The 14,206-nt window shown below is 66.5% G+C and carries 11 protein-coding genes; 3 read left to right on the top strand and 8 right to left on the bottom strand.

The genetic code is table 11. The features are described from left to right. Positions 1-88: 88 nt before the first annotated feature. From GMOLON4_RS12510 to GMOLON4_RS12490, 5 genes are all read right to left on the bottom strand, one after another. On the bottom strand, positions 89-478 hold the full coding sequence (locus GMOLON4_RS12510) for a metal-sensitive transcriptional regulator (protein WP_084147426.1): 390 nt from the start codon (positions 476-478) through the stop codon (positions 89-91). Then, entirely contained in the window at positions 478-2,082 is a 1,605-nt protein-coding gene (locus GMOLON4_RS12505; RefSeq protein WP_245575403.1) for a DUF7059 domain-containing protein, read from the bottom strand. Before GMOLON4_RS12505 ends, GMOLON4_RS12510 begins: the two co-directional genes overlap by 1 nt. Positions 2,083-2,121: 39 nt before the next feature. Next, complete coding sequence (locus GMOLON4_RS12500) at positions 2,122-3,804, bottom strand: amidohydrolase (RefSeq protein WP_026936533.1); 1,683 nt, start codon at positions 3,802-3,804, stop codon at positions 2,122-2,124. Continuing rightward, positions 3,804-5,438, bottom strand: a complete 1,635-nt coding sequence (locus tag GMOLON4_RS12495; RefSeq protein ID WP_026936532.1) for a thiamine pyrophosphate-dependent enzyme — start codon at positions 5,436-5,438, stop codon at positions 3,804-3,806. The genes GMOLON4_RS12500 and GMOLON4_RS12495 overlap by 1 nt, the downstream gene beginning before the upstream one ends. Positions 5,439-5,701: 263 nt before the next feature. After that, positions 5,702-6,721 (bottom strand): LLM class flavin-dependent oxidoreductase, encoded by a 1,020-nt coding sequence (locus GMOLON4_RS12490; protein ID WP_026936531.1) that lies wholly within the window; start codon positions 6,719-6,721, stop codon positions 5,702-5,704. A 124-nt stretch (positions 6,722-6,845) separates the two neighbouring features. Here GMOLON4_RS12490 and GMOLON4_RS12485 point away from each other — a divergent pair, with 124 nt between their 5' ends. The 3 genes from GMOLON4_RS12485 to GMOLON4_RS12475 all read left to right on the top strand — a co-directional run bounded on the left by GMOLON4_RS12485 (position 6,846) and on the right by GMOLON4_RS12475 (position 9,793). Continuing rightward, positions 6,846-7,922, top strand: a complete 1,077-nt coding sequence (locus tag GMOLON4_RS12485) for a trypsin-like serine peptidase (RefSeq protein WP_026936530.1) — start codon at positions 6,846-6,848, stop codon at positions 7,920-7,922. Between the two features lie 158 nt (positions 7,923-8,080). Continuing rightward, entirely contained in the window at positions 8,081-8,950 is an 870-nt protein-coding gene (locus tag GMOLON4_RS12480; protein ID WP_026936529.1) for a hypothetical protein, read from the top strand. A gap of 21 nt (positions 8,951-8,971) precedes the next feature. Next, entirely contained in the window at positions 8,972-9,793 is an 822-nt protein-coding gene (locus GMOLON4_RS12475; protein ID WP_026936528.1) for a DUF4333 domain-containing protein, read from the top strand. A gap of 38 nt (positions 9,794-9,831) precedes the next feature. Here GMOLON4_RS12475 and GMOLON4_RS12470 read toward each other — a convergent pair whose 3' ends face one another. The 3 genes from GMOLON4_RS12470 to GMOLON4_RS12460 are packed head-to-tail and all read right to left on the bottom strand — an operon-like array spanning position 9,832 to position 14,129. After that, on the bottom strand, positions 9,832-11,079 hold the full coding sequence (locus GMOLON4_RS12470) for a M20 family metallo-hydrolase (RefSeq protein ID WP_026936527.1): 1,248 nt from the start codon (positions 11,077-11,079) through the stop codon (positions 9,832-9,834). Between the two features lie 20 nt (positions 11,080-11,099). Then, the gene (locus GMOLON4_RS12465) at positions 11,100-12,752 is read right to left on the bottom strand and encodes an amidohydrolase (protein ID WP_026936526.1); all 1,653 of its coding nucleotides are present in this window, start codon (positions 12,750-12,752) and stop codon (positions 11,100-11,102) included. A gap of 42 nt (positions 12,753-12,794) precedes the next feature. Further along, positions 12,795-14,129 (bottom strand): MFS transporter, encoded by a 1,335-nt coding sequence (locus tag GMOLON4_RS12460; RefSeq protein ID WP_026936525.1) that lies wholly within the window; start codon positions 14,127-14,129, stop codon positions 12,795-12,797. Positions 14,130-14,206: the final 77 nt, after the last annotated feature.

Genomic DNA, 14,206 nt, shown 5'->3' with positions numbered 1-14,206 from the left:
AGGATCAGCGCGATACCCAGCCGCTGGTGCCATGCTTTGCCACTGGCACCATGCCTGACTGGGCATGCGGGGTCAGGTATCGCCGCAGCTACTTCAGCAGGCGAGCCACCGCGTCGCGGACCTCGGCCACCTTGATCTTCGTAATCTCCGGATCGCCCGATTCCGCGGCCTCGGCCATGCAGTGATCGATGTGATCTTCGAGCAGGATGGTCGACACCCGATCGAGCGCGGCCTTGATCGCCGAGATCTGCGTAATCACGTCGATGCAGTACGCATCATCGTCGATCATGCGCTCGACGCCGCGCACCTGACCCTCGACCCGCTTCAGCCGGTTCTTGAGCGGCTGCACGTCGTGGCGATAGCCATGCGTATGGGTGTGGGTCGTGGGGCCAGCTGGCTCGGGGGTTTCGACCGGCTCAACCGACTCGACAGGCTCAGCCGACTCGACCGACTCAACCGTCGGATCTGCATCATTCATTACATCCACCTCGGAACTAGGAAACCGAGCGACACGAGATCACGCACATCCCGCAACACGCGCGCGTTCAACGCATCTTGATCGACCTCGAGCAAGGCCGCAATAGCAGTGAGAATCTGTCGGCCGGTGAGCTCACCATCGGACACCGACACAAACGACGAAAGCTCCGTGGTCTCCGGGAAAGTTCGCCGGAACCCGCCGCCCTGACGCAACAGGATCGCCGACGGGTCAGCGTCGCCCGGGATCATCCAGCGTTCCTCGGTTACGTCCCCCGCGACCACGAACGTCTCGTCGATCAGGTCCTCGTCGTCCCGCTCGCGCAGCCAGTCGTCCGCGACGAACGTGTCGTGGATGCGCGCCCCAAGCGGCTGCTCAAGCTGGTGCTCGAGCATCTCGAAGCGACGCACGGGCGCGCCTTCTGCCGTCGCTGACCCCTGGTGCAGGAAGAACATCCCCATCCCGATCGCCTCGACATTGCGCGAAGCAAAATCGCGCAGGTAGCGTCCAAACTGCGTGCGCCAAGACTCCAGCTCGCGGTTCTCGGCCGCATCCTTCAGCCACATGTCCGCGTACTCGATCGGCGTGGCCTGCTCGCGCTGGACAACCCACAAGTCGGTGTCCGCATCGGGCCACGTCTCGAGGCGCGAGTGCCACGTCTCGTCGCCCTCGTGGATCTCCCAGTTGCCGAGCATCACCGCGATGCCGTTCGGCGCGAGATACGAACCGATGTTGCGGATGATCGTCTCCACAAGCGAGTCTCCCGGGCGTCCGCCGTCACGATAGGTGTACTGGTCGCTCGCATCCTCGCCCTCGACGCGCGGGGTGATGACGAACGGCGGGTTCGTGACGATGAGGTCAAACGCCCGCCCGGTAACTGGTTCGAAGAGGTCGCCACGCACGAGCGTCACTCGCGCCGACAGGTCACGCGGGTCAATCTCAAGGTCGTCGGCATTAAACAGCAGGTTGAACCGCGCAAACGCCAAAGCGCGGTCCGAAATATCGGTCGCGACGACCTCGCCAGCGTGCCGCAGCAGGTGCATCGTCTGCACGCCCATCCCGACGCCGAGATCCAACGCAACGTCGACGTCATGACGCGGCGTGAGCTGCGCGAGATTGGTCGTCGCCGGTCCGATGCCGACAACGTGATCGCGGCGTAGCGGCTGGTCTTCGGGAACCTGCAGACCCCCGAGGTCGCTCGCGACCCACAGGTTCAGGGTCGTCTCGCCCTCGGCGATCGCGTACGGCCGCAGGTCGAAGCGCGCCGTCACGACGCCGTCCTGGTCCCGCGGTTCGAGGAGCCCCGCTGCCACCTGATCGTCGACCCGCGGCACGAGCCCCGCATCCACTGGTTGCGCCAGCAAGTAGACCCGGATGAGCGCCGCGAGCTGTGCATCCGCATCCGCCGAATCGCCCGCCGGCCGAGCATCAAGCGCGAACTGCGCAGGGGCGAGCAAGTCGCGGTGCAGCGCATCCGCCGCATCGGCACCGAGCAGCCGCTCGACACCATCGACCGTGTAGTCGACCCGCTTTAGCGTGGCGCGGATGCGCTCCAGGCGCGCGTAGTCAGAGCTGGCGGGGGCATCATGCGGGTCATCGAAGTTCACACTCCCCATTGTCCCATCGACGGCACCCCGCCCGGCTGACTATGACGTGCGTGCGTCGAAGGTCGCCGCTCCACCAACAAACGTGGCCAGAACCTCGAGCGCCCCGAGATCCTCTGCCTCGAGCGGGGATGAGTCGAGCACGACGAAGTCCGCAAGCTTCCCGACCGCGAGCGTGCCCCGGTTTGAGAGCTGACCGGTCGCCTCCGCCGCCCACTCGGTGTACAGCCGCAGCGCCTCCTCCCGCGAGAGTCCCTCGCGCGACCCAATGACGCTGCCGTCGCTCCCCCGGCGATCGACCGCGGCCTGCATCGCACGACGCACGTTGTTGTCGACGACCGGCGAGTCGCTCGAGCCCGCGACAATCACGCCCGCATCCCGCAGCGATCGACCGCGATACAACAGATCGCGCCGTCCCTCACCGACGCGGCTCACCATTAGCTCGCCGAACGTGTGGATGAACCCGTACTGCGGGGCAACCGCCACGCCGAGCCGCCCGGCGCGCTCGACCTGGTCCTGGCGCGTGATGCCGAAGTGTTCGATGCGGCTCGGGATGCGCTCCCCGCTCGCGGCGTGGATCGTCCCGTATTCGTTCTGGCACTCCTCGATGACGTCGAGCGCGAGGTCGATCGCGGCGTCGCCGATCGCGTGGGCCGCGATCGCCCAGCCCGCCCGGTATACGCAACGAATCTGCTCTCGCAGCTCCTCGGGCGAGGACAGCAAATAACCAACGTTGTGGTCGTGCCCGCAGAAGGACTCGGTGACGGCCGCAGTCCCACCAAGCAGCGACCCGTCCGTGAACACCTTCACCGGGCCGAGCGACAACTGCTCGTCGCCGAAGCCCGTGCGAATCCCGAGCGAGAGTCCCGCCGCCGAACCCGAACCCGCGAAGTCGCGATCGTTCCCCGTGAGCGGAACCACCGCATCCATCGCCGGCATGAGCTGCGCGCGGGCGTGCAGCTTGCCCTGCTCGCGCGCGGCCTGATAGGCGGCCATCTCGACGGGACTGTGGCCAATCCATCCCCCGCCGATGCCAGCCTCCGTGAAGCTGGTGATGCCCTGCTCGGCGTACTTCAACGTTGCGGCATCGAGTGCCGCCACGATCTGCTCGATCGGGTACGGCAGGATGAGCGACTGCAGCAGCTCCTGCGCCGTCTCCTCCACGAGCCCCGTAAACGCGCCGGATGCATCCCGCACCACGACGCCGCCCTCGGGATCCTGGAAGCCCGGCTCGAACGCGCCGATTCGCCGCAGGGTCGCGGTGTTCGCGAGCGCCGAGTGGCCGGATGCGTTGCGGATATACATGGGGCGAGTCCCGGTGATCTCGTCGACCGTCGCGAGATCCGGCACGAGGCCGCCGTGGTGGCTCTCGCTGAAGCCGATGCCGTAGACCCACGCATCCTCGTCATCGCCAAGCTTCGCGACCTCGGCCCGCAACACCTCGTAGAACTCGTCGAGCCCGCGAGCCTCACCCACGGGCGCGCCGTTCAGCCCGAGACCCCACCACGTCGTGTGGCAGTGGGCGTCGATGAACCCGGGCACGATCGTGCGCCCAGGAAACTCCTCGGTGCGACGCGCCTCGAGGCCGTCGAGGTCGGCATCGAAGCCGACGATGCGGTCGCCCATGAGGCCCATGCGGGTCGCCACGCGGGGCTGCCCGTCAGCATCCGCCTCGAGCGTCAGGATGCGCTCGGCGGTGACGAGCAGGTCGAGCTGCAGCGCCATTAGAAGCCAACACCGCTCGGCGAGGGTGTCGCCGAGTCGATCACGAGGTGCAGCAGCGCCGGGCCATCGAACTCGAGCAGCTCGGCAACGGTCTCGGCGATGTTCTCGTTCGACTCGAGGCGCGCGCCCCGGCCGCCGAAGGATTCGATCCACGTCGTGAAGTCGGGGTTCACCATGTCGGTGCCGGATGGGCGGCCCGGGTACCAGCGCTCCTGGTGCTCGACGATCGTCGCGTACTTCGAGTTATCGACCACGACGAACAGCGCTCGGCTGCCCTGGGCCACGAGCGTCGCGACCTCCTGGCCGTTCATGAAGAAGTCACCGTCGCCGCACACCGCAACCGCGCGGCGCTCGGGGAACACGAGCGAGGCCGCTACGGCCGCGGGCACGGCCATGCCCATCGCGCCGTTTCGCGAGCCCACGAGGCTGTTCGGCACATTGTGGGTGAGCTGGCGGTGGCCCCAAATTGTGGCGTTACCCGCACCGTAGGTCACGACGCGCTCGTCGCCGAGCTGCTGCTCGAGCTCATCGAAGACGAGCTCGAGGTCGACGCCCTCTGCCGGGGTCTCGTGCTCGGTTACCTGGGTGAAGCGCTCGTGGCTCGCGCGCAATTCGGCGACGCGCTCGCCCGACCGGTTGCCACGCACATCCCCGAGCTCGGCGAGCTCCGCAACGAAGTTTGCCGGAGTCGAGGCGATGAACTGGTCGACGCGACCGGAGTGCTGCAGCAGCTGCGCATCCGTCGAGACGAGCACCGTTTCGGCGTCGAAACCGACGGTATAGCCCTCGCTCATCACGTCGCCGCGCACGGCGCCGAGGCCGATGAACAAGTCGGCCTCCTTGATTGCCTCGACGATGCTCTCGCGGCGGCCGTAGCCTGGCCAGCCGACGTAGGCCGGGTGGTTGTTCGGCACCACGTCGTAGTTGCGCCAGTCGCCCGCGACGGGGATGTGGTTCTCGAGCGCCCAGTCGGCGAGCTTTCGGCCTGTCTCGCCGAAGAAGGCGTCGCCTCCCGCGAGCAGCAGCGGCTTCTCGGCGGCGAGGATGCGCTCCTTCAGCGACTCGAGGTCGGCGCGGCTCGGTGCCGGGTTGGCCACGGCGCGCGGCGCCGGTGCGGGAACCTCGGTGAGCCCGCGCAGGAGGTCCTCGGGGAGACCGACGACCACTGGGCCGGGGCGACCCGAGACCGCAACGTGCATCGCCTCGGCCACGATGTCCCCCGCCTGATCGGCGTTCTCGACAGTGAGCACGCGCTTGACGGTCGAGCCGAACCAGCTGTCGATGCTGAATTCCTGGAAGGATTCGCGGCGGCGATCGGCGATCGGCACGAGCCCGATGAAGCACACGAGCGGCGTCGCATCCTGGTACGCGCAGTGTGCGGCAATGAAGAAGTTGGAGGCACCCGGGCCGCGCGTCACCATCGCGATTCCCGGAATACCGGTGAGGCGGCCCTCCGCGAGCGCCATGAACCCAACGCCACCCTCCTGGCGGCACACGACGTTGTTGATGCTGGAGTCGTAGAGCCCATCCAGCACGTCGAGGAAGCTTTCGCCGGGTACCGAGTACACGCGCTCAACTCCGTGGTTCGCGAGCGTCTCGACGATGAGATTGCCGACCGAACGTGAATTGGTCATTGGGGTGGTCCTCTCCGCAGCTTCGATGCCGCACCCGGAATCATGCTCCGGAGCGCACGCTGGCGTCGATGCCAGCACCCATCCACCTTGCCAGTCCCACGAACGCGAGGCACCGGGCATTCAACGCGGAAGTCGCGGCCCGATTGGTCATATGCCCTCTCCAGTAGGCGTATCGGCCCCGCTGGACCTCAGTTCTGGGCGTCCGCCCACTCGTCGCGCAGTTTTCGATACGCCGCTTTGCGGCTACTCAAACACCGTGGCGATCAAGCAACCGATAGCTCGAGCGCGCCCGCGATCTCGGTCAGGGTATGGATGCGCGTAGCCACGTCAAAGCCATTCGGCTGCAGCATGATCTCATCGGCCCCAGTCTGGTCGCGCAAGTGGCGGATGCTGCTCGCGACGAGCTGCGTCGGCCCCACGAACTGGCTGCCGGTCGCGCGGTGCCAAAGATCGCTGTTGATGAGCCGCTCCGAGAACGCCTTCGCGTCTTCCGGCGTCATCGTCCGCCCCAGCTTCCCCGCCATCAGCTGGTAGCGGTTCACGCGTGAGGGCAGGTCGAGGTAGCGCGCCTCCTCGATCGTGTCGGCGATCAGTACCGTCGCCGAGACCATCGCAAGGGGTCGCTCGAGCACCTGCGACGGCTCAAAATGCTCGCGATAGTGCCGCACAGCGCCCACCGCGTCGTTGCCCATCGCGAAGTGATTCGCGTACGAGAACGGCAGCCCGAGCACGCCCGCGAGCTCGGCCGAGTACAAGCTCGAACCGAGTAGCCACACCTGCGGCCGGTGCTCGAGGTCGGCCGCGGCCTTGAGCTTCGTGAATGTCTCCGCGTCGACCTGCGGCCGCACATCCCCGAGATACCCCGCGAGCTCCAGCACATCCGCCGGATAGCGATTAACCGCATCCCGCGACATGTCGCGCCGCAGTGCGCGCGCCGTGATCGGGTCGGTGCCGGGCGCCCGACCGAGACCAACGTCGACGCGATCCGGGTACATCCCCTCGAGCAGCGCGAACTGCTCCGCGATCACGAGCGGCGAGTGATTCGGCAGCATCACCCCACCAGAACCGAGGCGGATGCGCTCCGTCGCGCTCCCGAGGTACGCGAGCGCCACTGCGGGCGACGTCGACGCAATCGACTCGGTGTTGTGGTGCTCGGCCACCCAGTACCGGTGGTATCCGAGACGATCCGAGGTCTCCACCAGTTCCTTCGACGACTGCAACGCATCCGCCACGCGCTGTGCCGAATTGACGGGAATAAGGTCGAGCACCGAGAAATTCGTCATACCCGCGGTCAACGCCCCGTTACGACGAATCATTCCCTGCGCGTGCATTCGATTCCACCCAATGAACGACGCGGACGGTACCGTTATTGGCAAGACTAAGTGGTATTCCCACGAATGGAGCCCCATGCCCAACCCCCGTAACGGCATCCGCCGCACCGGTGCGATCCTCGCTACGGTCGCGGCTTTCCTCCTGAGCGGATGCGCGGTCACGGATGTGCAGGGCGAGGCTTCCGCTGGCGGTTACGAACCGTATCTGCCCGAGGTCGTGAGTGATGACGCGGGCCTGCGCGAAGACTTCGAGAGCACCCCGCAGGAGTCGCACGACTTCTGGTCCGACCCATCAAAGATGGAAGACGCCGAGGGCATGGAGTTTCAGTCGCCAGACAACAGCCTCCCACCGGGACCTGGCGACCCCGCGACCGGTGCCTACCTGCCCGCGACCGAGACGATGCCCTCGAAGCCAAACGGCTACGGCACCGTGGCGGACGCCGAGGTCTTTGACCGCGCTGGCCTTGGCGCCTCGACCTTCGGCCGCCTGTACTTCACGTTCGACGGCCAAATGCTCAATGTCTGCTCGGCGACGGTCGTGAACTCTAAGTCCGGCAGCATCGTCGTCACCGCGGCGCACTGCGTCGTGTCGACCGATGGCACCGGCACCCTCGCCGAGTCGATGATCTTCGTGCCGGGCGACCGCAACGATGCGCAAGAGCAGCCGCACGGGATGTGGGCCGCGGTCTCCGTGGCCGTGCCGCAGCAGTTCGTCGACGGCGCGATCACCGATGAAGAGGGCTACCTCCTCAGCCAGGAGGGCTGGAACTACGACTACGCCTTCCTCAAGATGGAAGAAAAGGACGGCCAGACCATCCAGGAGGCGGCTGGCGCGCAGGGCATCGCATTCGGCATCCCTGTCGAAACGCTGACGCAGATTGGCTATCCGAGCGCCGCCCCCTACGACGGCCGCGAAGAGTACATGTGCGCATCCACCTCGTTCACCTCGAACTGGCAGGGCGGATACACCCACGACTGCACGATGACACAGGGGGCCTCCGGCGGCGGCTGGCTCGCAAACTATGACAGCGCATCCGGCACCGGATACGTCGTGGGCGTGACCTCGAGCATCGCGATGGGCTCGAGGGACACGAACTCCCCCGTGCTCGGGCAGACCGCGCTCAATATCTACAACGAACTCGACGGGTCGTGAGCGCTGTGAAACGTCGACTCCGGCCTCGCTTCGATACGCCTCCGGCTACTCACCGACCGAACCGCTCACCGAGTAGCGCGGCACGCGCGTATCGAGGTGCGTTATGCATTCTGACGGCCGGTCTTCTCGCGATGGGGATGGCAGGATGCGCGCCGCTCGTGGGTGCGGGACAGGACCTCGGCCTCGGATTCCAGGTCGAGCCGTGGGTCGTCGCCCACCACGACGAAAAAACGACCTTCCACGAGGGTGCGGGAGACGAGCTCCTGAACCTCGACGTCACCGCGGGCCTCGCATCCCTCGACGAGTTTCAAGCCGTCGGCTACCACCACTTCGAGACCACCGACCTGACGCTGCACATGGAGTACGAGACCTCGGTGAGCGGCGAGAGCTACGTGTCGCGCCTGTTCACCGACATGGACGGCTACTCGTTCGATCAATCGCACGAGGAAGGGTCGGGCGAGACCTTCTACTTGCTCGGCGACAAGATCAAGGAAGAGATCGCGGACGGCAAGACCTGGGTGAGCATGCCCGTGCCCGACCTCGGCCTCAAGATCGATCCCGCCGCATCCTGCCAGCTCTTTGCCGTCGCCTACACCTGCGCGCTCGTGGATGCATGGAATCTGACCCGAGACAACCTCGAGTCGGTGCCGGTGCAGCTTTCGCGCTCCGAGTCGGGCGACCAGCACTTCGCGACCGCCGTCACCTACGGCTCGCTCTCCGACACCGGCCTGATTACCGGCGAGGGTAACGTGCAGGGCTTCGACGGCAAGGCGATGCGCGACACCCTCATCCCGATGCACCTCTGGGTCAACCCGGACGGGATTGTCACGAAGATCGAGGTCAACGGTGTGCTCAAGGATGAATCCGGCCGCGAGTTGTCGCTGCAGATCGGCTTCGAGCTCACGAGCACGTCCGCATCCGCGGACATGGTGCCGGTCGCGGCTGGCGACATTCCCCAGGACGACCTGTACCGCATCACGACGACGGCGCAGCTCGAAGAGTTTTTGCAAAAGATCGGTTCGGTCTAGCCGAGCAGCGAGGAACTGACCATGACGCACACCCCCACAGACGGCGCATCCGACGACTCGCGCGAACCGCAGCAGGACATGCCGAAGCTGCCCGACCTCGATGCCTCGGCCTCGCCCTCGGCGGCGTTTCAGGCATCCGCGGGCGTTGATTCGCAGGGTGCGAGCGGCACGGGAACGAGCGCGAGCTCAAGCTCCGGCTGGAACGGCCCTGGCACGAATCGCCCCGCGTACCGCGCGGGCTCGACGGGCCAGGATGCGGGCGGCGCCGGCACGTTTCGCCCCACCTCATATTCTGGCCAATCCGGCTCGGGCCAATCTGGCTCTGGCCACCAGTCGGGAGGCTACGCGGGTCAATCCCACGCGCAGTACGGCCAGCCGAACCGGCCGCAGCCGCAATATGGCCAGCCCCAGCCCTATCCGAGTTACGGCACTACTCACACCGGTAGCCACACGAGCGCTCACCCCGGGACGAGTCAGGTACCCGTGCTTCCGGGCCCAGCGAATGCGAAACGAGACCGCAAGCGCGGCCGAGGCGCGCGGGCGACCGTCGTGGTCCTGTCGCTCCTCCTCCCGATCGGCATCGCGGCGGGCGCAATCGCGGGCTACACGTATGCCGACCAGATGGGGAGCTACAGCACGCAAGCCGTCGAGCGGGAGGTCGTCGCCGTCCTCCGCGACGACTACGGGCTCAGCGACCTCAGCGAGGTGCAGTGCCCGGCCTGGATCAAGGTCGAGCAGGGCGAGTCATTCCAGTGTGAGTTCGAGTACGCCGGCGCGACCCAGACGGTCACCGTGACTCAGGGCTCGCAGTCGGGCCAGCTCGTCGTCGGCGCGCCGGAGTAACCAGGCGCCGACGACGGTCGCTCGCAGCTTCGCAGCGGCTACGCGGCCGCGACGAACTTGCCCGCGGCGACGCGGCGCAGCACCTCGGTGAGGAGCTCGACACCCGCGAGCATGTCCTCATCCTTGGTGAGTTCCTTCTCGTTGTGGGTGATGCCGTCCACGCTCGGGACGAAGAGCATGATGGTGGGCACCATGTCCTTGAGGTTCGTCGAGTCGTGGCCGGCGAGCGTGCGCACCTGGCTGTGCGAGAGCCCGAGCGAATCCGCCGCCGCGGCGGCGAGCTCCTGCCCGCGTTTGTCGTACTCGTTGGCGCCCCAGATGTGCTCCTTGCCGCGCTCGAGCACGACGTCGGCGCGCTTCGCAGCCTCCTCGAAGCGGCGGATGAGCTCGGCATCGGCCTCGGCGAGGCGATCGACGCTCGTACTGCGAATGTCGATGAGCAGCTCGACGTCGCTCGCCACGACGACGGGCGAGTTCGGGAACACCTTGATCTCACCGCACGAGGTGACGACCATCTCGTCAGCGTCCGTGAACTGATCCGCGACGTCGCGAGCCGCGACGATCATCCCCGCCGCGCCGAGCAGCGCATCCTTACGGTCCGCGATCACGGTCGCGCCCGTGTGGCTCTGGTCGCCGATCACACGATACTCGTACTTGTTCGCCGCCCAGGTCGACTCGACCACGCCGATCTGCACGCCGGTGTCGTCGAGCGAGCGGCCCTGCTCGATGTGAATCTCGACGTAGGCAGCGACGTCGAGCGTGAAGTCGCCGATCGTGCCGATCGCCTCGAGCGCCTCGCGCACCGTCACGCCCTTCGGGTCGGTCGTCTCGAGCACCTGCTCGGCCGCGAGCTTGCCGGTGAACACCGAGCTGCCCATCATCGAGGGCTTGAACCGGCAGCCCTCTTCGTTAAACCAGTTCACCACCGCGATGTTGAACTTCGCCTCGCCCGTGCCGTCGATGCCGAGCGCCGCGAGCGCCTTCGCCGCGTGGGCGCCGGCGAGCACGCCGTAGGCGCCGTCGAAACGGCCGCCGAGGGGCTGCGAGTCGAGGTGCGAGCCGACCGCGATGTACGGGGCCCCAGGAACAAGCTCGAGCAGCGCGAACTGGTTGCCGACCTGGTCGTAGCGAACGTCAAAGCCGTAGCCCTCGACGAGGCCGCGGAACCAGTTGCGGGTCTGGCCGTCAGCCACGGTCGCGGCCTGGCGGTCGACACCGCCACCGGCGGTCGCGCCGATCGTGCTCATCGAGCGGAAGTCGTGGAGAAATTCTGGGGTCTGAGCCATTTGAGTGTCCTTAGTTGTTCTTAGCGTGCATTGGCGCGTGAGTCGTAGGTTGCGGCGCCGCCAACGAACGTCGCGATGACGTCGAGCTTGGCGATGCTGTCGCACGTGAGCGGCGAATCCGAGAGCACGACGAAGTCGGCGAGCTTGCCGCGCTCGAGCGTGCCCTTGTCGGCGATCTGTCCGGTGCCGATCGCGCCCCACTCGGTGTACGAGCGCAGCGCCTGTTCGGGGGTGAGGCCCTCCTCGGGTCCAAGCACGAGCCCGTTCTCGGTGAGCCGGTCGACCGCGGTCTGCATGCCGCGGCGGATGTTGTTGTCCGCCACCGGCAGGTCGCTCGACCCGGCGAGAATTGCACCGGCTTCGACGACGGAGCGCCCGCGGTATAGCCAGCCCTCGCGCTCGGGTCCGACGTTCTTCGCGAACTGGTCCCCGAGCGGACCGATGAACCCGGCCTGCGGCGTCACCGTAATCCGCAGCCGCCCGGCCCGCTCGACCTGATCCGGTCGAGCGATGCCGAAGTGCTCGACTCGGTTCGGCACGTCGTTCACGCCGTAAGTGTCCTGGCACTCCTCGATCAAATCCAGGGCCATGTCGATCCCCGCATCCCCGATCGCGTGCAGCGCGACCGGCCAGCCCGCGCGGTAGGTGGCCAGCACATCCTCGCGATACTGCTCGGGAGTGTTGAGCAGGTAGCCGCGATTGTGGTCGTGCCCGCAGTAGTCCTCGGTCACGGCGGCAGTCTTGCCAAGCAGCGAACCGTCCATGAACGCCTTGACGTGGCCGAGCCTGATCCAGTCGGTGCCGAAACCGGGGCCGACGCCGAGCGCGGCAGTCAGGCCGTGGCCGGCCCCGCGGAAGTCGCCCGCATTGCCCTCGAGCATCGTGAGCGAGTCGATCGCGGGCATGAGCTGCGCTCGCGCGTGCAGCCGATCCGATGCCTTCGCGAGCTGATATCCCGCGACCTCGATCGGGCTGTGGCCGATCCAGCCGCCGCCGACTCCAGCCTCGGTGAAACTCGTGATGCCCTCGGCCGCGTATCGCCGCGTCGCCGCATCCAGGGCCCGCGCGATTTCCTCGGCGGAGTACGGCAGCAGCATCGACTGGATGAGGCTCTGCGCCGCCTCGTCGAGGAGCCCCGTCGGGTGGCCATTCGCATCCCGCACGACCTCGCCGCCGACCGGGTTCTCGAAGCCCTCGTCGAGTGCGCCGATCAGCTTCAGCGTCGCGGTATTGGTGATGGATGCGTGCCCCGACGTGTGCCGCAGGTACAGCGGGTGCTCTCCCGTGATCTCGTCGAGGCGCGCGATGTCCGGGTACTCGCCCCCGTGATGCTTCTGGTTGAAGCCCGTGCCGTGAATCCACGCGGTCGGGTCGTCTGCGAGCCGCCTAACCTCATCCTCGATCATCGAATAGAGGTGTTCGAGGCCGCGCGCCTGGTCGAGCTGCACCGCGGTGAGGCCAAGCCCCCACCACGTGGTGTGGCAGTGGGCGTCGATGAAGCCGGGCACGAGCACCTGCCCCGGGAAGGAGTCCCGACGGGTGGCAGTCACGCCATCGAGCTCTTCGTCGAAGCCGACGATCCGCCCGCCAAGCACGCCCACCCGTGTTGCGGTGGGCCGCTTGGCGTCGAGCGTGATGATCGTGTCGGCTTCGACAATGAGATCGATTTCCATCGGGAGACTCCTTCGTCCGGGCGGTGGTGCTAATGCGTGGCGCTAGTGCTTGAACCCGGGCAGGTTCACGCTCATGCGCGGCGTGATGAGGCCCGAGAACGCCGTGAACAGCGAAAGGAACACGAGCATCGCTGCCGCGGGCCACCAGTGGTTCGCCGCCGATGCGACGAGCGCGGTCGCGGCGAGCGGGATGAAGCCCGAGATCATGCCGGCGATGTTCTGCGCCATGCCGACGCCGGTGTAGCGAGTCTTCGCGGGGAAGAGGCCGGTGAGGACGGTACCGGATGCGGCGTACGGGAACGAGAGCGCCCCAACCGCGATGGTCATGCTGAGCACGACGAGGACCGGGTTGCCCGATTCCAGCATCAGGAAGCTCGGCACCGCGATGATCGCCGAGAAGATGCCGCCCCACAGGATGACCCGGCTCGCGCCAAACTTCGCGCCGAGTCGGCCACCGGCGATGAGCACGGGGATCTCGACGATCGCCGCGACCATGCTGCCGAGCAGCATCAACTCCGAGGAGTAGCCGAGGATATTCACGCCGTACCAGACGATGAACGCGGTGACGAGGTAGAAGCCACCGATACCGAGTAGGCCTGCGGCCATACCCATGAAGATGTGCTTCCAGTAGTGCTTGAACGTCTCGGCGACTGGGCTCTTGACGGTCTCACCCTGCTCCATGAGCTCGGTGAACACGGGCGACTCTTCGAGCTGACGACGGATGTAGACCGCTATAAGCAGCATCGGAATCGCCGCGAGGAACGGGATGCGCCAGCCCCACGAGTCGAAGCTCTCCTGCGAGAGCAGCAGGGTCATTACGTAGAAGCCACCGGAGGAGAGGATCGTGCCGATCGGCGAGCCGATCTGCGGGATCGCGGCGTACATCGCGCGCTTCTCGAGCGGCGCATTCTCGACCACGATCGTCATCGCGCCCGACCACTCGCCACCGACGAACAGGCCCTGGAAGATGCGCAGCAGCACGAGCAGAATCGGGGCCGCGATGCCGATCGCCTGATAGGTCGGCAGCATGCCGATGAGCGCGGTGACGACGCCGATCCCGACGATCGTGATCAGGAGCACTTTACGGCGGCCGATCTTGTCACCCATCGTGCCGAAGATCAGGCCACCGATGGGGCGGGCGACAAGACCCACACCGAAGGTCGCGAACGAGGCCATCGCGGCAGCGGTCGCGTTCTCCGAGTGGAAGTACTGGACATTGAACACGAGCGCCGCGGCGGCGCTGAAGAGGAAGAAGTCGTACCACTCCATCGCGGTGCCGATGAGCGCACCAATCGCGACTTTGTTCGCTTCCTTCGTGGAAATCTGTTTCGTCGCGCCGTATTCAATCGACGCGGTTGCTGAGGTTTCGTTACTCAAGACCACTCCTTTGTTGGTCGTATCGCCGTGAGCGATACCGTGACTACTACCGTGCCAGTGGTAATGCCCGGATGCTC

The sequence above is a fragment of the Gulosibacter molinativorax genome, assembly GCF_003010915.2.
In the GTDB taxonomy this organism is placed as follows: domain Bacteria; phylum Actinomycetota; class Actinomycetes; order Actinomycetales; family Microbacteriaceae; genus Gulosibacter; species Gulosibacter molinativorax.
This window is presented reverse-complemented; position numbering and strand designations above follow the sequence as displayed.